Annotated in this window: 21 protein-coding genes and 1 pseudogene; 6 read left to right on the top strand and 16 right to left on the bottom strand. The window is 66.1% G+C overall.

From position 1 onward, the window contains the following. Nucleotides 1-70: 70 nt before the first annotated feature. A complete protein-coding gene (locus tag MB901379_RS11800) occupies nt 71-1285 on the bottom strand; it encodes a cytochrome P450 (RefSeq protein WP_158016862.1) in 1215 nt (404 codons plus the stop codon). Nucleotides 1286-1515: 230 nt separating this feature from the next. Continuing rightward, nucleotides 1516-5793 carry a PE family protein gene (locus MB901379_RS11795; protein WP_158016861.1) on the bottom strand — a complete coding sequence of 1426 codons (4278 nt, stop codon included), beginning with the start codon at nt 5791-5793 and terminating at the stop codon, nt 1516-1518. Nucleotides 5794-6021: 228 nt separating this feature from the next. On the opposite strand from MB901379_RS11795, the gene MB901379_RS11790 reads away from it, so the two are divergent. Next, the gene (locus MB901379_RS11790) at nt 6022-6588 is read left to right on the top strand and encodes a TetR/AcrR family transcriptional regulator (protein WP_158016860.1); all 567 of its coding nucleotides are present in this window, start codon (nt 6022-6024) and stop codon (nt 6586-6588) included. Nucleotides 6589-6609: 21 nt separating this feature from the next. Here MB901379_RS11790 and MB901379_RS11785 read toward each other — a convergent pair whose 3' ends face one another. Then, the gene (locus MB901379_RS11785; RefSeq protein ID WP_158016859.1) at nt 6610-7419 is read right to left on the bottom strand and encodes a DAPG hydrolase family protein; all 810 of its coding nucleotides are present in this window, start codon (nt 7417-7419) and stop codon (nt 6610-6612) included. Beyond that, nucleotides 7419-8759: an FAD-binding oxidoreductase gene (locus MB901379_RS11780; RefSeq protein ID WP_158016858.1), complete on the bottom strand. Its 1341-nt coding sequence runs from the start codon at nt 8757-8759 to the stop codon at nt 7419-7421. Before MB901379_RS11780 ends, MB901379_RS11785 begins: the two co-directional genes overlap by 1 nt. Nucleotides 8760-8822: 63 nt before the next feature. Here MB901379_RS11780 and MB901379_RS11775 point away from each other — a divergent pair, with 63 nt between their 5' ends. Next, nucleotides 8823-9572: an IclR family transcriptional regulator gene (locus MB901379_RS11775; protein ID WP_158016857.1), complete on the top strand. Its 750-nt coding sequence runs from the start codon at nt 8823-8825 to the stop codon at nt 9570-9572. A 19-nt stretch (nt 9573-9591) separates the two neighbouring features. On the opposite strand, the gene MB901379_RS11770 is transcribed toward MB901379_RS11775, so the two are convergent. The 8 genes from MB901379_RS11770 to MB901379_RS11735 form a co-directional block, all read right to left on the bottom strand. Continuing rightward, nucleotides 9592-9885 (bottom strand): ANTAR domain-containing protein, encoded by a 294-nt coding sequence (locus tag MB901379_RS11770; RefSeq protein WP_158019119.1) that lies wholly within the window; start codon nt 9883-9885, stop codon nt 9592-9594. Nucleotides 9886-10262: 377 nt separating this feature from the next. After that, nucleotides 10263-11549: a D-arabinono-1,4-lactone oxidase gene (locus MB901379_RS11765; RefSeq protein ID WP_158016856.1), complete on the bottom strand. Its 1287-nt coding sequence runs from the start codon at nt 11547-11549 to the stop codon at nt 10263-10265. Continuing rightward, nucleotides 11546-12751 (bottom strand): M28 family metallopeptidase, encoded by a 1206-nt coding sequence (locus tag MB901379_RS11760; protein ID WP_158016855.1) that lies wholly within the window; start codon nt 12749-12751, stop codon nt 11546-11548. Before MB901379_RS11760 ends, MB901379_RS11765 begins: the two co-directional genes overlap by 4 nt. 84 nt (nt 12752-12835) lie before the next feature. Further along, nucleotides 12836-14077, bottom strand: a complete 1242-nt coding sequence (locus tag MB901379_RS11755; protein ID WP_158016854.1) for an amino acid deaminase/aldolase — start codon at nt 14075-14077, stop codon at nt 12836-12838. 158 nt (nt 14078-14235) lie between these two features. After that, complete coding sequence (locus MB901379_RS11750) at nt 14236-16113, bottom strand: PE family protein (protein WP_158016853.1); 1878 nt, start codon at nt 16111-16113, stop codon at nt 14236-14238. Nucleotides 16114-16308: 195 nt separating this feature from the next. Beyond that, nucleotides 16309-16665, bottom strand: coding sequence for a carboxymuconolactone decarboxylase family protein (locus MB901379_RS11745; protein ID WP_158016852.1), 357 nt, complete (start codon nt 16663-16665; stop codon nt 16309-16311). A gap of 68 nt (nt 16666-16733) precedes the next feature. Beyond that, a complete protein-coding gene (locus tag MB901379_RS11740; protein WP_158016851.1) occupies nt 16734-17147 on the bottom strand; it encodes a DUF302 domain-containing protein in 414 nt (137 codons plus the stop codon). Between the two features lie 60 nt (nt 17148-17207). Continuing rightward, nucleotides 17208-17477, bottom strand: coding sequence for a metal-sensitive transcriptional regulator (locus tag MB901379_RS11735; RefSeq protein WP_158016850.1), 270 nt, complete (start codon nt 17475-17477; stop codon nt 17208-17210). Between the two features lie 81 nt (nt 17478-17558). Here MB901379_RS11735 and MB901379_RS11730 point away from each other — a divergent pair. The 3 genes and pseudogenes from MB901379_RS11730 to MB901379_RS11715 all read left to right on the top strand — a co-directional run bounded on the left by MB901379_RS11730 (nt 17559) and on the right by MB901379_RS11715 (nt 21030). Further along, nucleotides 17559-17990 (top strand): annotated as a pseudogene (locus tag MB901379_RS11730) (thioredoxin family protein). A gap of 647 nt (nt 17991-18637) precedes the next feature. Then, on the top strand, nt 18638-19750 hold the full coding sequence (locus tag MB901379_RS11720; RefSeq protein WP_158016848.1) for a PPE domain-containing protein: 1113 nt from the start codon (nt 18638-18640) through the stop codon (nt 19748-19750). 704 nt (nt 19751-20454) lie between these two features. Beyond that, the gene (locus MB901379_RS11715) at nt 20455-21030 is read left to right on the top strand and encodes a TetR/AcrR family transcriptional regulator (RefSeq protein WP_158019118.1); all 576 of its coding nucleotides are present in this window, start codon (nt 20455-20457) and stop codon (nt 21028-21030) included. Between the two features lie 368 nt (nt 21031-21398). Here MB901379_RS11715 and MB901379_RS11710 read toward each other — a convergent pair whose 3' ends face one another. After that, nucleotides 21399-21965, bottom strand: a complete 567-nt coding sequence (locus tag MB901379_RS11710) for a TetR/AcrR family transcriptional regulator (protein ID WP_162334469.1) — start codon at nt 21963-21965, stop codon at nt 21399-21401. A gap of 363 nt (nt 21966-22328) precedes the next feature. Here MB901379_RS11710 and MB901379_RS11705 point away from each other — a divergent pair, with 363 nt between their 5' ends. Continuing rightward, the gene (locus tag MB901379_RS11705; RefSeq protein WP_408632377.1) at nt 22329-22763 is read left to right on the top strand and encodes a hypothetical protein; all 435 of its coding nucleotides are present in this window, start codon (nt 22329-22331) and stop codon (nt 22761-22763) included. On the opposite strand, the gene MB901379_RS11700 is transcribed toward MB901379_RS11705, so the two are convergent. The 3 genes from MB901379_RS11700 to MB901379_RS11690 form a co-directional block, all read right to left on the bottom strand. Then, nucleotides 22760-23143 (bottom strand): DUF5073 family protein, encoded by a 384-nt coding sequence (locus tag MB901379_RS11700; protein ID WP_158016846.1) that lies wholly within the window; start codon nt 23141-23143, stop codon nt 22760-22762. The two genes, MB901379_RS11705 and MB901379_RS11700, sit on opposite strands and share 4 nt — an antisense overlap. Continuing rightward, complete coding sequence (locus MB901379_RS11695) at nt 23143-23928, bottom strand: heavy metal-binding domain-containing protein (protein WP_158016845.1); 786 nt, start codon at nt 23926-23928, stop codon at nt 23143-23145. Before MB901379_RS11695 ends, MB901379_RS11700 begins: the two co-directional genes overlap by 1 nt. Nucleotides 23929-24056: 128 nt before the next feature. Further along, nucleotides 24057-25481, bottom strand: coding sequence for a WS/DGAT/MGAT family O-acyltransferase (locus MB901379_RS11690; RefSeq protein ID WP_158016844.1), 1425 nt, complete (start codon nt 25479-25481; stop codon nt 24057-24059). Nucleotides 25482-25728 lie beyond the last annotated feature (247 nt).

The raw sequence follows: 25728 nt of genomic DNA, 5'->3' as shown, positions 1-25728 counted from the left end.
CGGTGATTCTCCGGGCTTTCGAATACGTTGCCAGGCAGCCAAGCCGCCGTCGTGCGGCGCTGCCATGACGTCATCGAACTGCTAGTTCGAGATGTTCCAGGCGTCGCACCAACATGCTCGGTAACCAGCGTCCGACATCGTCGACCTCGATCGTTGAAGTCTGCTCGAGCAGGATCCTCAGGACAATCTGCGCTTCCATCCGCGCCAGCGCGGCGCCCACGCAGAAGTGGGCCCCTTTGCCGAAGCTGAGGTGACCCCTGCCTCCCGGACGGTCCAGCCGGAACTCGTCGGGCATTGGGAATTGGGCCGGATCCCGGTTGGCCGCCCCCCACAACAGCAGCAGGTGAGAATCCGCGGGCAGTTCGACCCCGCTCAACGTGGTGTCGTGGCGTACGTGCCGGTAGTGGGCGCGAAATGGCGGCTCATAGCGCAGGGTCTCTTCGAGGAATGTTCCGAGTAGCCCGGGCTGATCGCGGACTTGTTGCTGAATGTCCGGACGATGTGCCAACATCCAGGCCGCACTGCCCAGCAGGGACGACGTGGACTCACCGCCGGCCGCGAACAGGGTGACCATCATGACCTGGGCGGTGAGGGTGTCCACTTCCCCGGAGGCGCACGCGGCGGCCAATTCGCCGACCAGGTTATTTTGTGGATCGGCCGCGGCCCGGTCGAACTGTTCGGTGATGTAGCCGGTGAGGTCCATCACTGCGACACCGGCCGCGGCGAGCAGTTCTTCATCGACCATGCCCTCAAGCAGTTGGGTGGCCGCGTATCCCCATTGCACCAACTGGGCGATATCGGCATCCGGCAAGCCGATCAGTTCAGCCACGACCATCATCGGTAGTCGGTTCGCCAGTGCCCCCATCCATTCGATGCGGCCATCCTGCAGACCGGACCACCAGAGCCGGTCCGCCGCCGCGGTCGCAAACTGTTCGATGGCGCGGATGCGCTTGCCCGCCAGGTGGCGTACCAAGAGTTTGCGGTGCAGGGCGTGGGCGGGGTCGTCGGCGGTTGCCAGCACATGAGTGGGTCCGCCGAGTGGATCCATCTCGAACGGCTTGACGGTGCCGTCGGCGGTGTAGGTGATCGTGGCGGTCAGGTTGGAGGAGAAGTCCTCCGGACGGGCGATGGCGTCGTTGACCGCATCCCAACTGCACACCGCAAAAAACTCGGAATCATTGATGCGGTGGACCGGACCCGCGGCGCGCATGCGCTCATACATCGGATACGGATCTTGCAGGGATTCGGTGGCAAAGAACGGGATGGCATCGCTCGCGACTGTCATTTCTCTAGCCTGACGGCGGGATAACTGCACGTCAACGGCACCGAGTAAGGTTGGGACGGGTGCCTTTTGGGGCGGCCGGCAGTTGTCTCACCGGGTATGCCGGACCTGCGGATACCCGAAGATGTTGGACCACGATTGTCTCAACATAAGACTTCGATGCAAAAAATCTCGGGTCGAGTGGCCACCCATCCCGAGTCCACAGCCGGTTCACTGGCCCCACCGCCGCGATTTCAGGGGTTGCCCCCAGAACCGCCGCTACCTCCGGCTCCGCCTGTCCCACCGGTGGTGGGATTCGGACTTCCGGAAGGAAGGTTGCCGGGACTGCCCGCCTGGCCACTGCCAACGACACTAATCGTGCCGCTGCCGGGGCCACCCTGCCCGCCGTGCCCGCCGGCGCCGCCGGTGCCACCCACGCCGGTGCCAAGGGGCGGGACAAGCTTGTTATTGCCGCCGCTGCCGCCCTTGCCGCCGCTGCCGCCATTGCCGCCGAAACCGTCACTGCCGGTGCCGCCAACGCCGCCGTCGCCACCTTTGCCGCCGTTACCGGGGGCGTCCACCAGTGTGTTGTCGCCGCCTTTGCCACCAATACCGCCATCACCGCCCTTGCCGCCGGTTTGGCTGCCGGTGCCGCCGGTCCCGCCTTTGCCGCCATTGCCGCCGTCGGGGTTGCCTCCGCCGTTGCTGTCGCCGCCGTTACCGCCGGTGCCACCGGTGCCGCCAACGGTACCGGCGCCGCCCGTGCCGCCGGTACCGCCGTCGCCACCGTGCGCGAAGGACAGGCCGCCGACATTGCCATTGCCGCCGGCACCGCCGGTGCCGCCGGTGCCGCCATTACCGTCGGCCCCGGACGCGCCGGCGGTACCGGTAACGGAGCCAGCGCCGCCGACCCCGCCATCACCTCCGACGCCGCCGGCGCCGCCATCCCCGCCTTGACCGCCGTTGCCCGCGGTCGGATTGCCCGACACGGCGGCGGCGCCGGTACCGCCGGCGCCGCCCTTGCCGCCGGTTCCACCGGCACCGCCTGCACCCCCGTTGCCACCGACTCCCTGGCTGCCGTCGTTGTACCCGGTCGCCAACGCGTGGCCGCCGGCTCCGCCGTTACCACCCTGGCCGCCGGCCCCACCGGCGGCGCCGTCCCAGCCTTCCTCGCCGGTGCCGCCCGCGCCGTTGTTGCTGCCGACGACGCCGTCGGTGCCGGAGATGCCATTGAGGCCATTGCCCCCGGTACCGCCCCTGGCGCCTAAGCCGCCAGCACCGCCGTTGCCGCCGTCTCCGCCCAGTGAGCCACCATCACCGCCCACACCACCGACGCCACCGTTACCGCCGGCGCCGCCCTTGCCGAGCAGTTGTGTGTTATTGGCGCCCGGTGAGCCGTTGCCGCCGGCGCCACCGGTGCCACCTTTGCCGACGGACCCGGCGGCTCCGCCGTCGCCGCCGGCGCCTCCATTGGTGCCGTTGGTGCCGGTGGTGCCGCCGGGTGCACTTGCGTCATCGCCGCGGCCGCCGTTGCCACCGTCACCGCCGCTGCTCCCGATGCTTCCGGCTTTGCCGCCCTCGGCCTGGCCCCCGGAGCCGGTGCCGCCCGCTCCTCCTTGGCCGCCCACGCCGCGGTCGCCACCGTCGCCCCCGTCGCCGCCTCGACCGTTACCGCCGTTGGCAAACGAGCCCTTGGCACCATTGCCGCCGCTACCAGCGTTGCCGCCGGTGCCGCCATCGCCACCCACTCCGCCCTTGCCGGTGTCGCCGCTGTGAAAGCCCTTAGCCACCGCGGCCGAGCTGGCGCTGCCGCCGGCCCCGCCGTCACCGCCGTTGCCGCCGCTACCCCCCTGGCCGCCGTTGCCACCGTCGGTGCCAGCGGTGCCGGCGGCCGTCGCATTGACGCCGTCAAGGCCTTTGCCGCCGGTACCGCCGGTACCACCGATCCCGCCGTCACCGCCATTTCCGCCGCTACCTGCCAGGGCGCCGCCGGCACCGCCGACGCCCCCGGCACCGCCGGCGCCCCCGGTGTGTCCGGTACCGGCTGCCATCTGCCCGACCTGGTCGGACCCGCTGGCACCGGCTTTACCCGCTCCGCCGTTACCACCATTGCCGCCGTTGCCGTATCGGCCACCGGATCCGCCGTTCCCGCCGTCGCCACCGTCGGTGCCGGCAGCAACGGCGTCGGCACCCTTACCGCCGGCACCGCCGTTGCCGCCGCTGGCGTGAGTCGCTCCGGCCTGGCCGTTCTGGCCGTCGATCAAGCCGGTGCCGCCGGTTCCGGCCTTGCCGCCACTGCCGGAATTGCCGCCGTTACCGCCGTTGCCGCCGTGACCATCAGCACTGCCAGCAAATGTCCCGGCGGCCCCTTTACCGCCGTCACCAGCTACGGCTCCAGCACCGCCGTCACCGCCGTTACCGCCATTGCCCTCGACGCCGCCGGAGTATCCGGCCGCCTGCGCCTGACCGCCCATCCCGCCGTTGCCGCCGGCCCCGCCGTCCCCGCCGTCCCCGCCGTTGCCGCCGTTGGTGCCGCTGGAGCCGGCCATTGCAGCGTCGACGCCGCCGGCCCCCGCGCCGCCGTTGCCGCCGTTACCGCCGTTGCCACCGGTGCCGCCGGTGCCGCCGGTGCCGGCCATGGCTCCCCCCATACCGCCGTTGCCGCCGTCACCACCACTACCGCCGCCTTGTCCGTCGGCACCCGAAGCTCCCGGTGTCACCTGCGCGCTGCGGTCCAGACCCCGGAGACCGTTGCCGCCGTCACCGCCCCTGCCGCCGTCGCCGTAGAGCCCGCCGCTGCCACCTTGACCGCCATGACCGCCATTGGCGCCGGCACTGGTCGCATCGGCGCCCCGGCCGCCGGTGCCGCCCGCGCCGCCGCTGGTGTCGATCGCTCCGGTCACGCCCGCGGCACCCGTCGTGGAACCGTTGCCGCCAGCCCCACCGGCCCCGCCAGAGCCGGGATCGCCGCCGTTGCCGCCGTGGCCACCCAGACCGCTACCAAATTTGGAGAATGTGCCCATGGCGCCATCTCCGCCGTTGCCGGCGGCCCCGCCGACGCCACCGTCACCCCCGGCACCGCCAGCACCTTGACCGCCCAGGAAGCCGATCAGGCCACCCTTGCCGCCGATACCGCCGGCCCCGCCGACACCACCGTTGCCACCGTTGCCGGCGTCGCCGCCGGCACTGCCCAGTGCGACCCCGTCGGCCCCGGCCCCACCGGCCCCGCCGGTTCCGCCGACACCGCCGTGGCCGCCGGCGCCGCCAGCGCCGATCAACCAGCCGCCGTTCCCGCCGGCACCGCCATTGCCGGCATCACCGCCGAGCCCGCCAGTATCGCCCGTGCCACCCACTGCGCCGGCACCGCCGTGTCCACCCGCGCCACCGTGTCCACCCGCCCCCCACAACCCAGCGGTACCACCCGTACCGCCATGGCCACCGGTGCCCCCGGTGCCGGCCGCCGGGCCGCTACCGCCCGCTCCGCCAGCACCACCGTTGCCATACACCCGCCCGCCGAGGCCGCCATCGCCGCCGATGCCACCGTTGCCGGAACCGTCACTGGTACCGCCCAAACCACCGACTCCGCCGGTTCCGAACAGCCGGGCATTGCCACCGACACCGCCGGCACCGCCGTCTTGGCCGCCGGCACCACCCACACCTCCCGCGGCACCGTTGCCAATCAACCCTGCAGCGCCGCCCGCCCCACCGGAACCGCCGTGACCCATGGCGGACGTTCCGCCGGTGCCGCCGATCCCGCCGGGACCGGACAGCAACCCGGCGTTTCCGCCGGCTCCGCCGACGCCCCCGTCCAGGCCGATGCCTTGCCCGCCGGCCCCACCGACGCCGCCGGCGCCCAACATGCCCGCCCAGCCGCCGGCACCACCCGCGCCGCCGCTGAGCATGCCCTGCCCGCCGGCACCGCCTCCGCCACCATTGCCATACAGCAGCCCACCACGCCCGCCGATACCGCCGGCCCCGCCGACACCGGACGCGCCCCCCGCACCGCCGGCTCCGCCGGCACCGCCGTGACCGAAGAGACCCGCGCCCCCACCTGCGCCGCCCGCCTGGCCGACCCCACCGGACCCGCCGTTGCCACCGTTTCCCCACAGCAGCCCACCGGCTCCACCGGCCTGCCCGGTTCCGGTGGCCCCATTGGCGCCGTCGCCGATCAGCGGGCGGCCCAATAACGCCTGGGTGGGTGCGTTGATCAGGCTCAGCGCATTTTGCTCTATAGCCTGCAGCGGCGACACGTTCGCCGCCTCAGCGAGCCCGTATGCATTCGCACCAGCGGTGAGCGCGTGCACAAACCTTTGGTGAAGCGCCGCCATCTGCATGCTGGCCGACTGGTACTGCTGGGCATGCGCACCGAACAGCGCCGCGACTGCCGCCGATACCTCATCGGCCCCAGCGGCGAGCACCGAGGTGGTTGATCCGGCCGCGGCCACATTGGCCTGGGCCAGCGAAGATCCGATGCGGGCCAAGACGGCCGCCGCCCCTGTCATTAGCTCCGGATCCACCCACACGAACGACATTTCCACACCTCTCAGCAACCTATCCAGAAATCCACGGAACAGCTTGAGCTGCGGAAATAGAGAGGTCAACGGCATTGCGGCAAGTTGAAAACAGCAATTTGCAAACCTGATCTTGGTCCGTCTCAACTCGTCGGCTGGACCTGCGACTACCGCGAGAAACAGTGATATTTTCGTCTCACGATTGGAAAATCCTGTTGATCGGTTCCGAACCGGAAGGACACCAACTCAGTGCCCAGCGACGACTGGCTCGTTGGGGGCGATCGTCGCGCCGCCGCCACCGAACGGATTTACGACGCCGCCGCCGACCTCATTGCTCGCGATGGACTCAACGCGCTCGACATCGACAAGCTCGCAGTCCGCGTCCACTGCTCACGCGCGACCGTATATCGCTACGTCGGAGGCAAAGTCGAGATCCGGGAAGTGGTGCTGGCCCGTGCAGCGGCCCGCATCGCCAATTCCGTGCGATCGGCGGTGGAACACCTGACCGGAAGGGAGCGAGTCGTCGAGGCGGTGCTTCAATCGGTCCAACGAATCCGGTCCGACCCACTCGGACAGCTCATGATCGGCTCGATCCGCGGCGGCAGCCGCGAAGTCGCCTGGCTCGCCGAGTCACCGCTGCTCGCCGGGGTGGCCAGCGATCTCGCCGGACTCGCCGCCGGTGATCCGCAATCCGTGGAATGGGCCGCGAAATGGATAGTGCGCGTTGTGTTGTCGCTGATGTACTGGCCAGGCGAGGATGATGACGCCGAGCGCCGGCTGGTCGAAATGTTCGTCGCGCCCGCGTTTACCGCCTAGTTGAGCCCGGTGGGCAGGTCGCTACTCGTCGCCGAAATTTTCGTACAGTTCGGGTAGGAAGCCGGCCAGATGATTCATTTCCTGCGCGCAATGGATCAGCAGATTGCGGGCGGTGGACTCTGGCGTACCCAGAATCCGAGACGCAATGGCACGCACCGCCTTTGAAGCAACCCCGGGGGCTTTGCGCACCTCAATGTGCGATCCGCCCATCCAAAACCGGGAGCGCATCTCGGCGCCGCTAGGCGTCGAGCGCACGTGGTGCACGAACCAGCCGACGTCTACCGGGGCATCACCCGAGCCCAACCGCGCACAGATTGCCACCGCATCGTCGCCATCGTCCGGTAGTCCCATGCTGGCCGGTGCGACGAATTGGATAGCGCCGTTGAGCAGTGTGGAGCCGATGTATTCGCTGATCATCGAACGGCGACCGATGTAACGCTGCGGGCCTTGCCTGCCGGCGTCGTCGCCGTCCTTCCATGCCGCGGAGAGGTGCGCTCTGGGATGCCACAACTTGTAGCGACGGGTATCGCAACCATGCCAGCCGAACCACCACGCCCACATCGCGGGGGTAACCCCGGGCATGTCGGTGCGGACCGAAACCTGAAAGCCGCCGTCGGGCAGCACCCCGTAGCCATTCTCGGTCTGCTGGTAGCCCTCGTCGGCGAGCGCGGGCGCGTCATCGAATGCCAACAAGGCCATCCCGCCCTGCGGTCCGTGCTGCAGCGCCTCGACGACATGAGCTGGCAGCGAGGCCATTTCGGGTTTGAAGTACCTGCCGAACGGGGTCTCGGTGTCGGTGTCGCGGTAGCCGAGATAGAGGTCGGTGGCCATCAGATTCGTCCCATCCAACTGTTGAACAGTCCGTCGGGGTCATAGGTGGCTCGCGTCTTGTCCAGCCGAGCCATCGCCTGGTCGGTGGCGAACCGGGCCGGACGCTGGCCGAGGTTTTCGTCGGCAAGCTGAATGCCGGTGGCCAGGTGGGACATCGCAGCCATATTGGATCGCGCCCAATCGCCGTACTTGGTGTCGTCGGCGGGGTCTTTCCACGAGCCATACAGCGCCAGATAGATCTCATCTTCGATGCTGTAGGCCATGTCTTGGCGCGCCGGCGAGGGGCCCCAGTTCAGCCACAGAAAGTGCGATGGGTGCGGTGGCAAGGTGTCGAGGATGTTCCCGATGCCCGGCAGCAACGCGTCGGCCGACGCCGACGTCCACATGTTGTCCGCTGTGTAGCGATGATCGGCGAGGTAATGCGTCATCACGACGTCGTACCAGGTCGGTAAATCCGTTGGCATATAAGGGTTTTTGATCAGCGCGCGGTCGACCACCGGGCAGGAGTCGAATACCGACAACGCTTCGCGCGCTTGTTCTTCGGAGTCTGCGAACGCCGGCGAGGCCATCAAGATGACCGGGCCGTCGAGGCCCATTTCCGGGACGCTACTGGTGGCGAGAATCTGCATCTCGACGCGACGGTCCACCTGGGCGCTGACGCTTCGGGCCCACCTGTACACGTCGTCGGCCACCTCGAACGGGTAAACGTACACGCTGGTGCCGCAGACCGCCGGGCGCGAATACAGCTTGAGATAGAACGCGGTAACGACGCCGAAAAACCCCGGTCCGGCGCCACGGGCCGCCCAGTACAGATCGGCGTGATTGTCTGCGTCACAATGGATCTTCTGGCCGTCGGCGGTAATTACGTCCAGGCCGATGACGCTCTCGCATGCCGGACCGAAAACCCTACTGTTCCACCCGTAACCGCCCTGCAGCAGATAGCCGCCCAAGCAGACGCCCTTGCAATGTCCGCCGGGGAAAAAGAGACCTCGTGCTTCCAGGTCGGCCATGAGCACGCTGCCGCCCTTACCGGGGCCAGCAATGGCGGTCTTGCTGTCGACGTCGATACTCGCGTGATCGAGGCGGCTCACGTCGAGCAGGAGCGCGCCGTCGCGCAGATGGCTGGCGGCGAAGCTGTGCCCACCCGAAACGACACTGACCTTGTGGCCATTGGCCTTCGCGTAGCGCAGGCCCGCGACGATGTCGTCGCCGTCGGCGGCCTGCACAATCACCTCGGGATAGCGCTCGGGCACCCGTTGATGCCACACCGTTGCTCGCCGGGCCGCTTCATAGCCGTCATCGCTGCGGAAGAAATGCCGCCCGGCCGGTAAGGCGTTCATCTGCATACTCCTTGTTCCGTAATTCGGCTCCTATGAGACCGTAATGCGGATCACTATAGTGGAATGGTGCCCCGGACGGAACGAAATCTGCCAACAAATCGGGACGAAGGCATCCAGGTGCTACGTCGGGCGGCGGCCGCGTTGGACGAGATCGCGGCCGAGCCGGGCAACTTGCGACTTGTCGACCTCTGTGAGCGCCTGGAGCTGGCTAAGTCGACCACCCGCCGCCTGCTGGTTGGACTCGTTGAAGTTGGTTTGGCGAGCGTCGACGATCGCGGTCGGTTTTCTCTGGGCGAGCGATTATTGGGTTTCGGCAACGCGACCGGCGCTCGCGTTGCGGCGATGTTTCGGCCGACCATCGAGCGTGTGGCCGCAGCAACTGGCGGCGAAACCGTCGATCTGTCGATTCTGCGCGGCCAGCGGATGTGTTTCGTCGACCAGATCGAGTCATCGCACCGGCTTCGCGCGGTTTCGGCGATCGGCATCCGATTCCCCTTGAACGGGACAGCCAATGGAAAGGCGGCTCTTGCGGTACTCGACGACTCCGACGTGGCGGCCGCATTGGAACGATTCCCGCCCGAGGTTGCGGCCGGACTGCGCCGCGAAATCGATGAGATACGAAGCACCGGAATAGCTTTCGACCGCGATGAGCATACCCAGGGGATTTCGGCGGCCGCCATCGCGCGAAGAAGCGTAGATGACAGTGTGATCGCGATTTCGGTCCCCACACCTACCGAGCGATTCGTGGGGAAAGAGCAACAGATCATCGATGCGTTACGCATCGCCGCCGATTCGCCGGCGTGGATGCGGTGACGGCGTTCAACTCCGATGCTTAGCCATTGGCCACGGGCATGGCCGCCAACAGCTGACCCCACTCACTGCGAGCCGCGGCCTGAGCATCGGGGAAGCTGGCCGGTGCGGTTCCGGAATCACCGGCCAGTTGGGTTAGTGCCCATGCCATGGCAAACAACGAAACCTTGTGACGTTGCGCGGCGTTGAACAGCTCTTCAAAGGCCGTCTCCGACGAGCAGCGCCGAAGGCCCATGAGTATTCCGCGCGCGGTATCGAGAATCCGGCCAGAATTCGGGCCGCAGGACATCCGGGTGGGCGCCGAGTTCACCGTCATGCGTTGCCTACCTCCGACCGAAATCACCCATCCACCCCGAACGAATGCGGAGGTTTTTGGGGACATCTCGCTAGCGTGAGCGCTGCGACGGCCCACCGTGCAATGATTTGTGCAACCACCGCCGCTCGGCCAGCTTGTCGGCGATATCGGTATGCCCTTGTGATCGTCTTGATGCCGGCTACGCCGGCGCATCCTCCCGCTAGCGGCCAAACCCTAACAAGGATCTTCGCCGTGCCAGGCACGACGTCTGCGGTTCACGGAGCGCCAGACCGCGGTCGATTCGCAGCCCGGGTAGCCTGCAAGCGCTACGCGGTCGCCGCATCCGGCAAGTCGGTCAATGAATTTGGCCCTGATACGTCAGGCCTTGGTCGCTCCGGTCAGGGACCGAGCACTCGCCGGGTGTAGTTGTTGAGGAACGCGCGGTTGGGGTCGAGGCGGTCGCGCACCGCAGCGAAGCGGTCCCAGTCGGGGTACCGGTCGCGAAGTGTGGCGGCGGTCTGATAGTGCCGCTTGCCCCAATGCGGCCGTCCGCCGAACTCGTCCATGATCTCTTCCACCGCGCGGAAGTAGGTTTCGTACTCCATACCGGTGAACTGATGCACGGCGATGTAACAGGTGTCCCGGCCATGAGCGGTGGACAAGAACGCATCATCGGGAGCGCTGAAGCGGACCTCGAGCGGATACATGATCGGCAGTTTGCGCCGGCGTACCAAGTCGATGACACGCTGGACTGCAGTCCTCGCGTGCTCGCGCGGAATCGCGTACTCCATCTCCGTGAATTTGACGTTGCGTGCGCTCGCGTACACCTTCCAACCATGGTCTTGGACGCTCGATGGCGACATCAGGCTCGTTAGCAGACGGTTCAGTCTCGGTGCCGCACTAGGAAACTGCCGACCGGTACGGCAGATCAGGCTCAGCCCGGCGTTTTCCACATGGTCGCCGATCCTGCGCTTCCACGCGGGCGTCGGCCGAGGCTCCTCGTCGCTGCGCCGGGTGGTGCGCGTCAGCGCGGTTTCGGCATAGGGGAACACGAAGAATTCGAAATGGTCGTTGCTGTCGACATGTTCGTCGAGACGGTCCAGTGTGCCCGCCAGCGGCCGCAGTTCGTCGTCGCGGTGCAACGTGAATAACGGCACGACCTTGAGGGTGAGCTGTGAGATGACCCCGAGGGCGCCGATGGATACCCGCGCGGCCAGGTAGTCGTCGCCCTCCGACAGGGTCAGTACGTCACCGGACGCCGTGACCAGCCGCAGCGACACGATCTGTGCTGACACGTTGGCAAAGCGCGCTCCGGTCCCATGTGTCGCAGTCGCGGTGGCGCCCGTGATCGACTGCTTGTCGATGTCGCCCTGGTTTTCCAACGCAAGCCCGTTCTCGGCCAATTGCGCGAAGAGCGGATGCAGTTTGGCGCCCCCCTCGACTGTGGCTAACCCGGCCGCAGAGTCCACCTCGAGGATCCGCTGCATGCCCGTCATGTCGATCATCACGCCGTCTGTGCACGCGCAGTCGGTGAACGAATGCCCGGTGCCGACGGCACGCACCCGCTCACCGCGCTGGGCCGCTTTTGCGACAACCTCCGCCAGTTGGTCCTCCGAGGTTGGCCGGACAATCTCTGACGGCGCGCAATACTGCTCGCCGGCCCAGTTCCTCCACACCGTGCTCAATGCGCTAGCTCCCTTACTACCGACTCGGCCACGGTGACCGCGTGCGTCACCGTCTCATAGTTGACGTTGTCCGGCGTATCGGACATCTGATGGTAATTCGAAAGCGCCTTATGGCGGTCAATCGACGAGAAGCAGGCGGTCGGGTAGCCCGCACGACTCATGATCACCGCATCGGTGCTGTTGCGCGACCGCATGCCCCGTCGCAGGGGTGCATTGGCGCGCTCGGCGGCGCGGATCACGAGATCGCGGAACGGCCGGTAATAATAGTCTTCCATGATCGTGGTGCCCTCGCCTTCGAGCATGATCAGCTCGGGTGACCCGACGGTGTCGAAATTCAGGAAATAGGTGCGGTCACGGTCCAGTTCCGGCTTGTGGCGCGCCATGAAACCGTAAATGCCACCTTGCAATTGCTCCTCTGCGCCCAGCGATACCAACAGCACCCGCACGCCTTCCACCGGGCGGTCGCGTAACCGCTCGGCCAGTGCGACGATCAGCGCGACGGCAGACAGGTTGTCGTTGGCTCCCGGGACAATTGGGCTGCGAGCAATGTCGGCAAACGCCGCGACTCCGATCGCGCTCATGGCCGCCCCCGCGAGCATCATCTTGGGGCTGCGCCGCCACGCGCCGAGGCCGGCGACGGCCGGCGCCAGGATCGACGGCCACCAATTTGGCAGGGAGGTGTCGATGCGCTCGACGATCCCCGGGAACCGTTCGACAAAAAACCGTTGATAGCCGGGCTCGAAGAACATTCCGCTGTGTGCGGCGTCGTGGTGGGCGCACACCACCACCGTCCGTGCACCGGCCGGGTCACCGGCTTCGGCTACCACATTCCATGTCGTTCGCGATTTGTGAAGGGTCTTGCGCACGACGCGCACTCCGTTCGAACAATCGTCGGCGATGGCCAGTCCCGCACCCACACCCGCCAGCGCTGCAATGCCCCGTAAGCGGCGACTGAGCAGGCCGGCAATCGCGGCACCGACTCCAATCGCCGACAACGTGGCGTGCAGCTGCGGGTAGCCGTCGTAGAACTGCTCCTCTTCGATCCGTGCATGCCGTGCCCCGGCAGCGCTGAGCCATTCAACGATCCGGGCCGCCGATTCCTGCTCACCGGGCTCGCCGGCAGCACGTTCAATAGGGGCGAGGGCCTCGATGACCTGACGCATCGTGGCCAGCTCTGTTGGCGAGGGGGTGGTCGCAGTCATAATGCAGCTCCTTGTCGCGCGGGTTCGTCACCAGCCGGACCAGTCATGCAGTCGAGAGCGGTTGGGTCATCAGAGAATCGACCATCAGAGAAACGTGCACCCCTCGCCGCGGTAGGTGGGGACGGCGTCGATGATCCGAGCGCCTCGAACCAGATACAACCGGTCGAAGCGCTCACACAGTTCGCCGGCTTTTGTGTGACGGAAATAGACCTTGTCGCCAACCCTAAGCGACCGGGCGACGGCACCGGACAACGGCGTCTGGACCTCGCCAGTGCCCTCCATAGGATCGAGTTTCAGCCCGCTAGGCAGATATGGCGTGGGCATGCGATCCTTGGCGCCGACCCCACTGGCCAGGTAGCCGCCCCCGAGCGCGGTCACCGTGTTTCCGTTGGGACGGCGGCACACCGGTAGCGCGAACATTGCCGCTGGTTGCAAGCTGAAGGTCGAATAGCTGTCGAACAGCGTGGGCGCGTAGAAGCCCGAGCCGGCAGTGGCTTCGGTGATCTCCGGCTCCTGCGCAACCAGCTGGAGGTCGCCGGTGCCGCCGGCATTGATGATCTTCAGGTCGGCGACCTGGCGCACCAGTTCAACGGCGCGCGCGCGACGCTCACGTAGCTCCGCAAACGACTGCCGCTGCATCCACGTCACAACGGCATTTTGGGCGAATTTGCCTGACACATTGTCGCCGAACCCGGCGATATGACCTTCATAGGACATCAGTGCCACCAACCTCAGCGACGGTCGGCGCTCGATCTCCACCGCCAGAGCTCGGGCCTGCTCGGGCGTGTGCAGTGGGGAGCGTTTGGGGCCGATCCTGAGCAAGCCACCCGCTCGCCAGTAACCGGCATCAAGGTCTAGGCACAGTCGGAGCGGTTGGGCTGTAGCCGCTTCGAGCAGGTCGAGGTGTTCGAGGCTGTCGACCATGATGATCGGTGCCCGCTCGGGATCCGCAGCCGTCAGCTCACCGAGCTCACGAAGTCCCGCCCGATCGGCCGTCGGATAGGCCAGTAACAGGTTGTCGAAACCCTGGCCGGCCAGCCAGAGGGTCTCCGCCAACGTAAAGGTCATCAGACCGTCGAAACGTTCCCGGGAGTCCAGGATCTCGCGCTGTAATAACCTGCAACGCAACGATTTCGACGCTACCCGAATTGGCTTGTCCCCCGCGCGGGAAAGCAACTGATCGGCGTTGCTCCACATGGCATCGAGATCGACAAACGCAAACGGCGCGTCCTGGTCGGCGAACGCTTCTTCGTACCGCTGCAGCCGACCTTGGACATCCAGCCTCACCGGCTTGTCGGTACGTTGCTCGCGACCTACCTCATGCACGCCGTCACCCTACTGACACGCGGACCATTCCGACAGAGGTTCGGCGGTGTTGCCTCACCGAGCTCAGTCAGGGAAGCAGCATTATGTGCGATTTGCCTTCAAAGTTGCCAAGTCTTGGGCAGATTCCCCTTGGCCAGGCCAATCTGATGGGGTCCTGGCTAGGGCGTTCCATTCGTCCCGTTTTGGCCGAAGAGCAGCCCTCCCGATCCGCCACTACCGCCAACGCCCGTACCGGTACCGTTGCCGCCGTTACCGCCGTTACCGATGAGCACAGCGCTTCCGCCGCTACCGCCCGCGCCATTGCCACCCGGGGCTCCGTTCCCGCCCGCACCGCCGCTACCGAAGAACAGCGCGCCCGACCCGCCAGCGCCACCCGCACCCTGGCCGTAGGCACCGCCGGTCCCGCCGGCACCCCCGTTGCCGAAGAACGCCGAGGCGGCGCCGCCGTTACCTCCGGCGCCGACGCTGGTGCCGCCACCTGCTCCACCTGCTCCTCCGGCCCCGCCGAAACCGAAGATCACGCCGCCGTCGCCACCGTTGCCGCCGGTGGCATAGAGCACTCCGTTGGTGCTGGTCGCTCCGCCGTTACCGCCCGCGCCGCCGACACCGAACAGCAGGCCAGCCCGACCGCCATTGCCGCCGATACCGCCCACCGGTTGCGTATCAACCGGCGTCGCGGCAGTGGTACCGCTGCCGATCCCTCCACCAGCGCCGCCGGCGCCACCGAATCCGAGCAGCTGTGCATCGCCACCGGCGCCGCCAAAGCCGCCGGAACCCGCATAGCCGGTGGTGGTGGTGCCGACCCCGCCGGCGCCGCCGAGTCCGCCGTCTCCGCCGGCGCCGCCCACGCCCAACAACAGACCACCGGGGCTGCCGGTACCCCCGAGACCGCCGACCCCACCATTACCGCCGTCCATCCCGGCGGCCGCGCCGTCCCCGCCGACCCCGCCGTCACCGCCGGCCGCACCGTCGCCGAACAACCCGACGGCGCCGCCGTCACCGCCCGAGCCACCGTGACCGCCGGGGTTCGCGAAGGCTCCGACACCGGCGCCGCCCGCGCCACCCGCTCCGCCGGCACCCGGCGCGCCGGCCACCAGACCGCTCTGGCCGCCCAGGCCACCCATGCCCCCGAAGCCGCCAACGGTCTCGGTGGTCGAGTCGCTGAGCCCCCCGGTACCGCCGGCGCCACCGGCGCCGCCGAAACCGAACAGCGCCGCGCTACCGCCGCCGGCTCCACCGGTGCCCCCGACACCACCCGCGGAGAGGATGGTCTGCCCGACCGCGGTGGGCGGCGCTACCCCACCGGCTCCGCCGGTGCCGCCGGCACCGCCAAAGCCATAGAACAATCCAGCGCCGCCGCCATTGCCGCCGTTGCCGCCACTGGTGCCGACAAAACCCGCCAGTGGAGCGCCGCCCCCGTTGCCTCCGGCCCCGCCGGAACCGCCATTGCCCCACAGCAGCCCACCGTTGCCCCCAGCGCCGCCGTTGAAACCATTAACACCCGCAACGGTGGAGTTACCGGCGGCGCCGCCGTTGCCGCCATTGCCCCACAGACCGGCGCTGCCACCGTTGCCACCGGCTTGGTTGGTCGCCCCGGAGCCACCGTTGCCACCGTTGCCATACAGGAACCCGCCGTTACCGCCACTCTCCCCGGTTCCCGGCGCCCCGTCTGCGCCGTTGCCGATCAGCGGACGTCCGAACACTGCCTGCGTAGGCGCGTTGATCAGGTTGAGCAATTCCTGTAGCGGCGAGACGTTGGCGGCCTCGGCAAGGGCGTAGGAACTCGCTCCCGCCGTGAGTGTGTGGACAAATTGCTCGTGAAATAGTGCGGCCTGCTGACTCAGCGATTGATATGCCTGTGCATGCGCACCAAACAGCGCGGCAATGGCCGCCGATACCTCATCGGCGCCGGCGGCCAGCACCGCGGTCGTCGGAATAGCGGCGGCGGCGTTGGCCGCGCCGATCGACGAACCGACATTGGCCAGATCGGTTGCCGCCGCAGCCACCATCTCTGGCGCTGCGATGAGATACGACATCGGGACCTCCCACCACCTCACGGAAACCCGGCGGTCGCCCGGTCACCATTGAACCCTCGGCAAAGGGTATCGCTATCGGACCGACGCACCGCGCATTTCCGGTCGACCTACCATGCGTTTCGTTAGACGGTCGCGGAACGTTTCAGCCGTCGGGAAAAGTGCCGAGCATGCGACCGCAGATGGTGGGCGCAAACGCTAGGCGGACTCGGACTCCGCGAACTCGCAAAACGCGGTGTACGCACGTGCCCCGTGAATGGTGGCTGGTCCGCCGTGCATGAGGATGGTCACGCCGATCGCCTCGGCCGCCTCCTCGACGGTGGCGCCCGCACGCACCGCCGCTTGGGCGTGCGATGCAATGCAGCCGTCGCAACCTTGTACGACGCCGATGGCCATCGCCATGAGTTCCTTAACCTTGCGGCTGAGGACCCCGTCGGCGAACGCGGCACCACTTAAGGCCGCAAATCCCTTGTAGACCTCGGGGATCTGTTTGCGCAACGCGCGATGTTGGGGCAGCAACTCCTCGAGAACCTCGTGATGATGTTGGTCTGACATGGCCGCAACTATACCCCTATGGGTATTTGGGGAAGGCGCCGGGCGTCGGGGCGCGCTGACGCCTGCGACTATTCGTTGGAGTCCGTGCTTTTCAGATCGTCGATGGCCGCCTGCAGCCTGGCCGTAACTTCGTCGGCAATCGGGACGAGCTTCGGTTCGCCGGTAACGTCGGCCAACATCTGCGGGTTCATCGCTTCGATAAGCATCACGCCGGCCTGCTCGGGGGCCGACCGCACCACAACATTGCACGGCAGCAGCGTGCCGATCTGGCGATTCACCCCTAGCGCGCGGTGGGCCAGCGGCGGATTGCACGCGCCAAGAATCAGGTAGTCCTCCATGTCCTCCCCAAGTTTGGCTTTCAGCGTCGCTTTCACATCGATCTCGGTCAATATGCCAAAGCCCTGCTCCGCCAGCGCCTCACGAGTGCGCTTGACCGCCTCGTCAAAGCTGGTACGCAGCGTGGTCGATAGTGCGAGAGTCATAACCGATGCCTCCATCATTTCCAATGGTTTTCGCGTGTTGTTGGGTGTTGTCGGGCATGTTCAGGCCAGCGCCAAGAACAGCTTCTCCAACTCGGCCTCACTGAGCGGCGCCGCGCCGTCGGCCTTAGCACCTGCGACACATTCCTTGAGCCCCGTCGCAACGATCTTGAATCCAGCGCGGTCGAGCGCGCGTGACACCGCGGCAAGCTGGGTAACCACGTCCTTGCAGTCACGGCCCTGCTCGATCATGGCAATCACGCCGGCAAGCTGCCCTTGGGCACGGCGGAGCCTATTGAGCACCGCCACCATGCTGTCCTCGTCGCCGATCACGGTAGATCCTCCCGTCTCGTTGGTTCTGTCCAGCATAGTACCCGGGGGGGTATATATCGCTAGTGTTGCTTACAGCGGAATATACCCCATCGGGTATCCGTTCCACCAGAGCAGTATTCCGCAACGAAAGGACGGAAAGCGCCAACCGTCGATCTTACCCACGACACGTTCGAAGCCGCAGTTACCACTAATTCCCTTGTACTAGTAGCGTTTTAGGCGTCGCATTGCCGTCCTTGCCGATCGTTCGCCCCCACCTATGATCGGTCGGCGCTCGCCCATCCCGATGTGCTGCACGCCAAAGTCGACACTCAGGCCGAGCAAGAATTGGCCGCCGCGGCCGGCATTCGCTCGATTCCAACCATTATGGCGTTCCGCGACGGTGTACTGGTTTACAGCCAGCCCGGCGCAACGCCGCCGGCAGTGCTGGAAAACCTGATCAACCAGATGAAGTCGCTGGACATGGCCGAAGTGCGCGCCAAGATCGCCGCCCGCAAGGCAGAGGCGGTCGGTTGACGGGGCGGCATCAGAGTACGGCGTTACGGTCCTCGGCACGTGTGCTGTCGTCGCAAATCGACATCGATCTCCAGGAGTATCTTCTCGGGGTGCTGACCATGTTCCGGGGCCGTACGGGCGCCGGCGGGATTTTCTTGAATTACACTGGCGCGGCCAACGATCCGGTAGGACTGACCGTGGTCGTCGACGTTGGCCACCACATGCCCGTTGAGCCCGGCTTGCGGATTCGTCCTCGAGCATCTTTCGCCAGTGCACCAGGTCGCGGTCCGTGCGTGCGGGACGAGACGTTTGGCTCCACCGGAAGTTCTCGCCCACGGGCGGAGTTCTATCTGCCACGGACTCAGGCAGGTGCACTTGCCGGATGAACGACACGTTGGGGTTTGTTCCGGGCCTGTGGGGGTGTCTAGTACGGTGCTGGATGCGGCGATCGCTCGCTGGGTGACAACAACAAAGCTGTTGTGACACAGACGATTGCAGCGGTAATGCCGGTAGCCGATCCGGCGTGGTAATGGAGCGCGGGAGGTCGAGCGCCGGGGGTTGAACCTGCGCTGGCCGCGGAAGGGACTGAGGAATTTGCGGCATTGTGCGGTCGACGTTGCGGCCAGCGGCGACACGTCGGGGGCTTGGGTAGCTTCGGGTGGTCGTTGATGGCCGTGTCATTTTGGGCGGCTTGGCCGCCGGAGGTGCATTCGGCCCTGCTCAGCACCGGTGCGGGGCCCGGCCCATTGTTGTCGGCGGCGACGGAGTGGAAGTCGTTGGGCGATCAACATGCGAGGGCGGTTTCCGAGCTGGAAGAGCTGCTGGGTTGGGTGCACGCTGGGGTGTGGGAAGGCCGCGGCGCCGACGGTTTCGCGGCCGCCTGCGCAGCCTATCTGGCATGGCTGACGAAAACGACCGTTGACTACCTGATGGCGGCCGCGCTTCTGGAGACCACCGCAGCGGCGTACGTTAGCGCGTTGGCGATGATGCCGACGTTGGCGGAACTGACTGAAAACCAGGAGATTCGCACGGTATTGGTGGCGACGAACTTTTTTGGGGTCAATACGGGTTTGATCGCGCTCAACGAAGCCCACTATGCGGCGATGTGGGAGCGGGCCGCTACCGCAATGACTGTTTACGAGGCAACGTGTACCGCGGCGGTGGCGGCGGCCCCACCCCCGTTGGGGATAGAACCGGTCGTTGGTCAGGCGCACGCCGAACCCCGGCAGGCCATGCGTCAGCCGTTCTCGCCGGACTCGTCCCCATCGCCTTCGCCGTCGCTTGGCGGGCGTGCGGACAATGGACCGATGCTGGGATGGGACGAACAGGAGTTGGGTTGGCGGCTGGGATACGACGTGGTACATGATTCGGATTGCGACGACCCGTTTTGGGTCTGGGATGGTCCAGCGGAGTTGGAGCCCGATGAGCCGCCGTTTGCCCTGAATTCGTTGGCTCCACAGCGGTCTTACGTTCCGGCGTTACCACCCCGACCCCTTCCGCTTCCGGTTGGGGGAGGCGGCGGCGGGCGTGCTGTGCGCCCCGCATGTGATTCCGCCATTGTGGCGGATCATCCGACCGAACAGCACCGCGTACCGCTCGGCGGACCAGTGCAGACTGGCGCCCGCGGTGCTGGCGCGTTCGGTTTCGCCGGGACTATAGACAGGGCGGGCGGCACGCTCGGTAGTGGCTTAACTCTGCTAGAGACCGCGGGTCCCGACTGCGGCCTGGCGGCGCCGCTGCTGCCGGCTACTTGGGGTCAAGGGAGCGGGTTGCTGCCCTAAGCGATGGGTTGCTCCACGGTCTAGCAGGTGAACTACTAAAGCATTCAACAGCTTTAGCCGGGAGATCGCCTGCGGTACCCGAGTCCCCCGACAGTCGTGAGCTTCAGACCACCTCGGTTGCCGATGAGCACGCGGATCTCATCGGCGAACGCGACCGGATCACCGTCCGGTGTGCACCCGACCGGCTGTGCTGTGCCCGGGTACACACCCGAACTGGCCGGCGCCGCAATGGCTGCTGGTCGCCGACGCGCGATGTCCCGCCCATCGGTGGTCATGGATCGCGCGATCGTTGATGTGGGAAGTCCCCTTGGATACCGGTGTCGGCCACCGGAAATGGTCGAGGGTGCGTTTGTGTCGGTCGGCCCTCTGCGCACGTCCAGACCCATCCTCGCGGTGCGGAATTGGACAAGCATAGGAACACGCCTACCAGGACCGGTGCGGCTCGCAACCCGAGCAGCAAACCGTTGTGCCCGCATCCGACGACTCGCGCTATCCCCTTTTTCTGGACAGCAGTCCGTTTCGGACTCGCGCGAGGCGGCAAATGGATCGATGCTCACCCCACGCCGGACCCGACATGCCCTACTGCTCAACAAAGATTAGTTCCGATCATGTTTTACGGCCATGTTGTTGCCGATGGTTCGGGTTCCTACACTGGACGGATGTCTAGAAAGGCGGTGTCCCCACGCAGCGGTCCCGCAACTCGAATGACCGCCGCGGAGAGCGCAGGTGTCGGCCGCCGTTCGGATCGTCGACCGGGCCAAACGATTCGCAAGGTCCTTGACGCCGGGTTGGAAGAACTGCGCGATTCGTCGTACGCCGACCTGACGATGCGTGCAGTCGCCTCTCGCGCCGGGGTTTCGGCGGCCAGCGCCTATACCTACTTTCCTTCCAAGAGCGCACTGGTGGCGGCGGTCTACCTGAGGTTTCTGCGTGAGCTACCGCTACATACGGATGTCAACGACACGACCAAGACACGGGTAAGCGCCGCGATGCGCGATATGGCTGTTGTGGTCGCCGACGAACCCGAGCTCACCGCTGCGTGCGGAACGGCACTGATGGCCGATGATCCTGCCGTCGCGCCGCTGCGTGATCAGATCAGCGAGGAGGTCGCGCGCCGGATCAACGCTGCGCTGGGCCCGGGTTGGCCGCGCGCGGTCAAGTCCACACTGCACATGACGTTCGCGGGCGCGCTGATGACGGCACGGTTCCTGAGCTACCGGGAAATCGCCGGACAGCTCGAGGAGGCAGTCAACCTCATCCTCGGCGCATCTGTTGCCTGAAAGCCGGAAAGTACCGTGGCGGCTAAGGAATTTCCTTATGTCGATGGCAACAACGGCGGGCTCTTCGTCATGATGATCGGTCGCGCAGCTGCCGATGCAGCCCACCGCGGTAACCGCCCTGCCCGAATCCGGACGCCGTCGGTTGTTGCACTCATTTCTGGTCGACCGTGACCGACCGCCACGCGGCAGCGCCGACCCTCGCCGCTTCCTCACTCGATGGATCGGGCCGGCGATCGCCTACCCACAGCTGGCAAGCCCCACCGATGCGGCGCGTAACCTGGCTCCGCCCCGGGCTCGTCGGCGGTCTTCGGCGGCCTCCTGATCGGCGGATGTCGCTGCCCGCCGGCAGTCCGTTCGAATCCCGAAACTCAGCGGATTCCCGAGTTTTCGAGGTAGCAGACGATCGCGTTGGTCAACCCGCGGCGGGCCTCGTTCAGGTCGGAGTAGGTCCCGAGTTGCTTCTCGGAGGTGATGCCGCGCATCGCTCCCGGGATGAACGCGGCGACTTCGTTTACCCGGTTTGGATCGACGTCGAGGCCGGCAAATGCCTTTTGGCAGGCGTGTGCCCAGCTGCGCTGCCATGAGGAGAGTTCGGCAGCGGTACGCGGATAGTTGCGCTCAAGTTCCTCACGGTTGTTGGGCAGCGCCCTGCGCAGCGTCTCGATCGCGCGGGAATGTGTCGATGTCAGTCCCGCGTACAGGGTGTCGATGATGAGGGCAACTCGCTCCCGCAACGGTCCATCGGTGACGGCGTTCGATGGGAGCTCGCCGCGGCGTTCTGCCGTGCGGTGCAGCACCGCAGCCCAAAATCCGTCGATATCCCCGAACTGATACTTGACCGCACCCCAGGTCGCGCCGCACTCTTTAGCGATCCGATTTGCCGAAGCCGCCCCCGGATCACCGGAGGCTAGTGATCGCAGCGCGGCCGCCAACATGCTCTCGCGCGTTGCCAGACCGCGCCGATTGGTACGCCGCCCGTGCACCTCTACTCCAGCCATTCCCGGCATGCTAGCGGGCGCGTTTCGACTTTGGTGGCGATCCCGCCGCCCACATCACCGTCCTATTCGCCCCGAAACGACGGAACATATTCGGCCCGTGCCGAGTCCGGGCTGATAAGACCGCCGCACTGGCTACCATGCCGGTGGCACGGGCACGGGCACGGGCATGCGAGAAGTTGCTCCGTCGCCGAAGTTCGGCGATCCTCTACCGAGCCGACGTTGGATGAACCGAACAAGGGAGTGAGCTTGGTGGGCCTGGGACAACTCGCGCTCGACAGCGCGCCGGTTTTTGGTGGCGTAATGCTGGCCGTTGCGGCCGGGCAGTTCAAAGGCCCCGACTACCGCGGGCTCATCAAGCAGGACATGGACCTACTCGACCGGCTGCCACCGGAGGCGACCCAACGTCGGGCGGAACTGCAACGCACCATCGATGCGCGCATCGATGAGTTGGTGGAAGCGTCCGACAAGAGTCGGGCGCTGCGCCGAGCCGCCGCGTCCTACCAGGGTAATTGGCGCGACATCGTGCTCCTGCTGTGTGTGGTGCTGTTCGCGATCGTGTGGTGGAACGTCGATCACAGCCGAGCCAATTGGTTGCCGACGTTCATCCTGCTGATTGTGCTGGCGGTGGTGGCCGCCGGCTACGCGGCACGCGGGGTGATTCGCGCCGCGGCCACAACGGTGCTCGGCCGCCGGCGGGACAAGCAGAAATCGCCGCCCGCGGACCGGGCGTCCTAATTTCCGCCGACTCCGAAGGTTTCCAGCATCTCCACGGCCGCATCGATGCTGGGCACGATGGTGAGCCCGTAGTGGTTGACCACCTTGGCCAGTGCGTGGGCGATGTGTGGGCCAACCGCTGTGGCGGCGAGAATCTCTTCAGCCAGCACGATGCCGTTCACCAGATGCGCCGCGCTCAGGCGGCCATCCGCGGTGACCTGGTAACGCCAGTCACCGATCAAGATGCGCTCGGGTTCCGACCTAAAAAATCCACGTCGGGCCGGCTGATGGACGACTCCGGGAACCGCGCAGAACACCTTGACCACCATCCCGACTCCGCCGGGGCCGGCCAAGGCCGCCCCCACGGCCCGACTCACTCGCTGCTGGTCGTAGCCGGTCATCAATCGCTCATCGGGAGGACGAACGACGGCCTGATGCTTTGCGGTTCGCCGCTGCGACGCACCGCGGTTCCGGCCGCGTAGAACTCGACCGTGTGATGTCCCCACGCATAGTTCGAGATGGCGAAATGCACACCCACGACCCCGGTTCCGCCGTCTCGCTCGGCCTCGGCCTGCATACGGGACATCGCCAGCTCCCGGGCCTGGTAGCTGCCCTGCGTCCACTGCGGCATCTCGACGTTGCGACCAACCTGGCTCAGTGTTTTCAAGAAGCCCTGAACCGCGATGTGGAAAACACAATTGCCCATCACGAAGGCGACCGGGGCGAATCCGGATCGCAGCAATGTGGTCAAGTCCTGGCCGGACAGGTGACTGGTGAATGCCTGCCCGTTTGCGCGGCGAAATGCTCCAGGTTTGGCGCTGTATCGCACGGCGGTCCCGACCGCAATGAACTCGAGATGCTGCCCCTCCCCCTGATGGCGCCAGTCGAGGCGGACCCCAACAACTCCGTCCGCACCCACCGCATCGGCTTCGGCCTGCATGCGCGACATCGCATTCCAGCGAGCACGGTAGGTCGCTTCGGTGAGCACCGGGAGCTCCGACTGCTGCCGTAGACCGGTGAACTGATAGCCCACGTGATAGACCGAAACTCCCATGACGAGCTCCATGGGTTCGAATCCGGCGCCGTGCAGGAGCGCGAACTCGTTGATCGACAGATCAGAGGTGAAGACCCTCGCAGCGTGGGATAGCCGTTCGCTCGCGACTGGGTCGAGCTGGTTGGGTTGCATGGTCAAATACCCTCCTGCGGTCCCGGACAGCCTAGGACGCAGGTCGGTGCCGCATACGCATTATGTGCGACATCCACCAGGCATGTCGTGCAGACAAGTGAGCTGTCGGATTCGCGACGGAAATCCGGTCAGTGGCCGATCGGAGGCAGCCCGGAGTCCGACGGTTGCCTGCCGTTGCGCTCGACACCGCACTCCAGCAATTCTTTGAGCGCGTCGGCGAATCCGTCGGCCAACTCCCACAGATCGGGGATCAGGTCGGGGCAAGAAATGAGACCGATCCCGAGTCCACCGTCGAGTGACATCACGGTGATGTTGAGTCCCGCGCTCCCCAGGATCGGACCGAGCGGATACATGGCGTCGAGGTGGCATCCCAAGAAGTACAGCTGCGCCTGCGGGCCCGGCACGTTGGACAGGATCAAGTTGTAAGCCGGATTCGACGACATCGGAATGTGCGGCAGGATCCGCATGGCCGCGCCGAACATCGTTGGGCCGCCGAACTGGGTCCAGTCGTGGAGCAGGGTGGGGCCTATGGCGCCCGTGTGGTCTTTTGCAGCGGTGTTTCCCGCTGCGATGGTGCGGATCCGTTCGGCGGGATCACCGATTTGGGTATCGACCCGGCAAAACATCCACGTGGTCTGGTTGCGTCCGGGCCGGTCAGACTTGCCGTGCACCGACACCGGTACCGTCGCAACCAGCGGGGTGTCGGGCAGTGCGCCGGATTCAAGCAAGCTGCGCCGCAGCACGCCCGCGCACAAGGCCACCACAACGTCGTTGACTGTCACCCCGAAGCGGTCTTTGACTCGCTTGACGTCGCGAAGATCCAGTTCGGTGAAGGCGATGTTGCGGTGCCGACTGACGGTGCCGTTGAAAGGGGTCGGCGGAGCGGAAAACGGCGCGGCCATGGTGCGGCCGTCGCGCGCCCGCATTAGCGTTTGCGCCAACGTGACCATCGTGGACGGCAACAGCGTGGCTAATCGCAACGGGCGCAATGCAAACCCTTTCAACCCGCTCGCCGCGATCTGCAGTGGATTGCCGGCGCCCGCTCCCGGCGCGGGCCGAGGAGGCAACGCGTCGGGCTGCAGGCTGCACAAGTGCGCCAGCAGGTTGGCCCCGGCGACCCCGTCGACAACGGCATGGTGAACCTTGAGCATCAGCGCCACGAAGCCGCTACGGGCACAGCCCTCGATCACCCACATCTCCCACAACGGGTGATCGCGGTCCAGTGGCAGTCCGGCGATGTACCCACAGACCTCCGCCAGCTCGCGCCGGCCTCCCGGCGAGGGGACCCCCACCCGCCGGACGTGATGACGCAGGTGGAAATTTTGGTCGTCGACCCAGACCGGATGATCCAGGTTCAACTGGTTGTCAGCCAGCTTCATTCGAAACTCGGGCACCGCATACACGTGCTGCTCCAACAAGGCGCGGAAGCGGCTGTACGTGTAGCCGCCCGGCATCGTCGAGGTGTCCAACTCCAATATGCAGCACACATTCAGTGGCTGCGTCGGCGTCTCCAGGTAGAGAAAAAATGCGTCAAGCCCACTAAGTCGTTCCACGGCCGCCCCACCCGACTAGATGATTTAAGTACTATCTGAGAAATTCCCCCGCCCACAAAGTCTAGGTACCACGAACGCCGGGATCCAGCCCCTGAGAAGCCTTTTCGAGTTAAATGTTGATGATCGCAGCGGAGTTGGAAACCCTGACGATAAGGCGCATCGCACCACAAATTGGGACGTGCCTGCCCGCGTCCGTGCGGCTGGTGTTCCCAGATCACATCAACGATAAACATCTTGTTTGGGCGCC

This window comes from Mycobacterium basiliense, assembly GCF_900292015.1.
GTDB lineage: Bacteria > Actinomycetota > Actinomycetes > Mycobacteriales > Mycobacteriaceae > Mycobacterium > Mycobacterium basiliense.
The sequence above is the reverse complement of the archived record's forward strand: the minus strand, read 5'-3'. Positions and strand labels throughout refer to the sequence as shown.

Coding starts and splice junctions, on each gene's coding strand:
- MB901379_RS11740 (WP_158016851.1), bottom strand. CDS start 17,147: ATGACTCTCGCACTATCGACCACGCTGCGTACCAGCTTTGACGAGGCG.
- MB901379_RS11695 (WP_158016845.1), bottom strand. CDS start 23,928: ATGCAACCCAACCAGCTCGACCCAGTCGCGAGCGAACGGCTATCCCAC.
- MB901379_RS11750 (WP_158016853.1), bottom strand. CDS start 16,113: ATGTCGTATCTCATCGCAGCGCCAGAGATGGTGGCTGCGGCGGCAACC.
- MB901379_RS11800 (WP_158016862.1), bottom strand. CDS start 1,285: ATGACAGTCGCGAGCGATGCCATCCCGTTCTTTGCCACCGAATCCCTG.
- MB901379_RS11720 (WP_158016848.1), top strand. CDS start 18,638: ATGGCCGTGTCATTTTGGGCGGCTTGGCCGCCGGAGGTGCATTCGGCC.
- MB901379_RS11745 (WP_158016852.1), bottom strand. CDS start 16,665: ATGTCAGACCAACATCATCACGAGGTTCTCGAGGAGTTGCTGCCCCAA.
- MB901379_RS11770 (WP_158019119.1), bottom strand. CDS start 9,885: ATGACGGTGAACTCGGCGCCCACCCGGATGTCCTGCGGCCCGAATTCT.
- MB901379_RS11785 (WP_158016859.1), bottom strand. CDS start 7,419: ATGGCCACCGACCTCTATCTCGGCTACCGCGACACCGACACCGAGACC.
- MB901379_RS11705 (WP_408632377.1), top strand. CDS start 22,329: ATGCTGGCCGTTGCGGCCGGGCAGTTCAAAGGCCCCGACTACCGCGGG.
- MB901379_RS11795 (WP_158016861.1), bottom strand. CDS start 5,793: ATGTCGTTCGTGTGGGTGGATCCGGAGCTAATGACAGGGGCGGCGGCC.
- MB901379_RS11760 (WP_158016855.1), bottom strand. CDS start 12,751: ATGACTGCGACCACCCCCTCGCCAACAGAGCTGGCCACGATGCGTCAG.
- MB901379_RS11710 (WP_162334469.1), bottom strand. CDS start 21,965: ATGTTGGCGGCCGCGCTGCGATCACTAGCCTCCGGTGATCCGGGGGCG.
- MB901379_RS11780 (WP_158016858.1), bottom strand. CDS start 8,759: ATGAACGCCTTACCGGCCGGGCGGCATTTCTTCCGCAGCGATGACGGC.
- MB901379_RS11700 (WP_158016846.1), bottom strand. CDS start 23,143: ATGACCGGCTACGACCAGCAGCGAGTGAGTCGGGCCGTGGGGGCGGCC.
- MB901379_RS11775 (WP_158016857.1), top strand. CDS start 8,823: ATGGTGCCCCGGACGGAACGAAATCTGCCAACAAATCGGGACGAAGGC.
- MB901379_RS11715 (WP_158019118.1), top strand. CDS start 20,455: ATGACCGCCGCGGAGAGCGCAGGTGTCGGCCGCCGTTCGGATCGTCGA.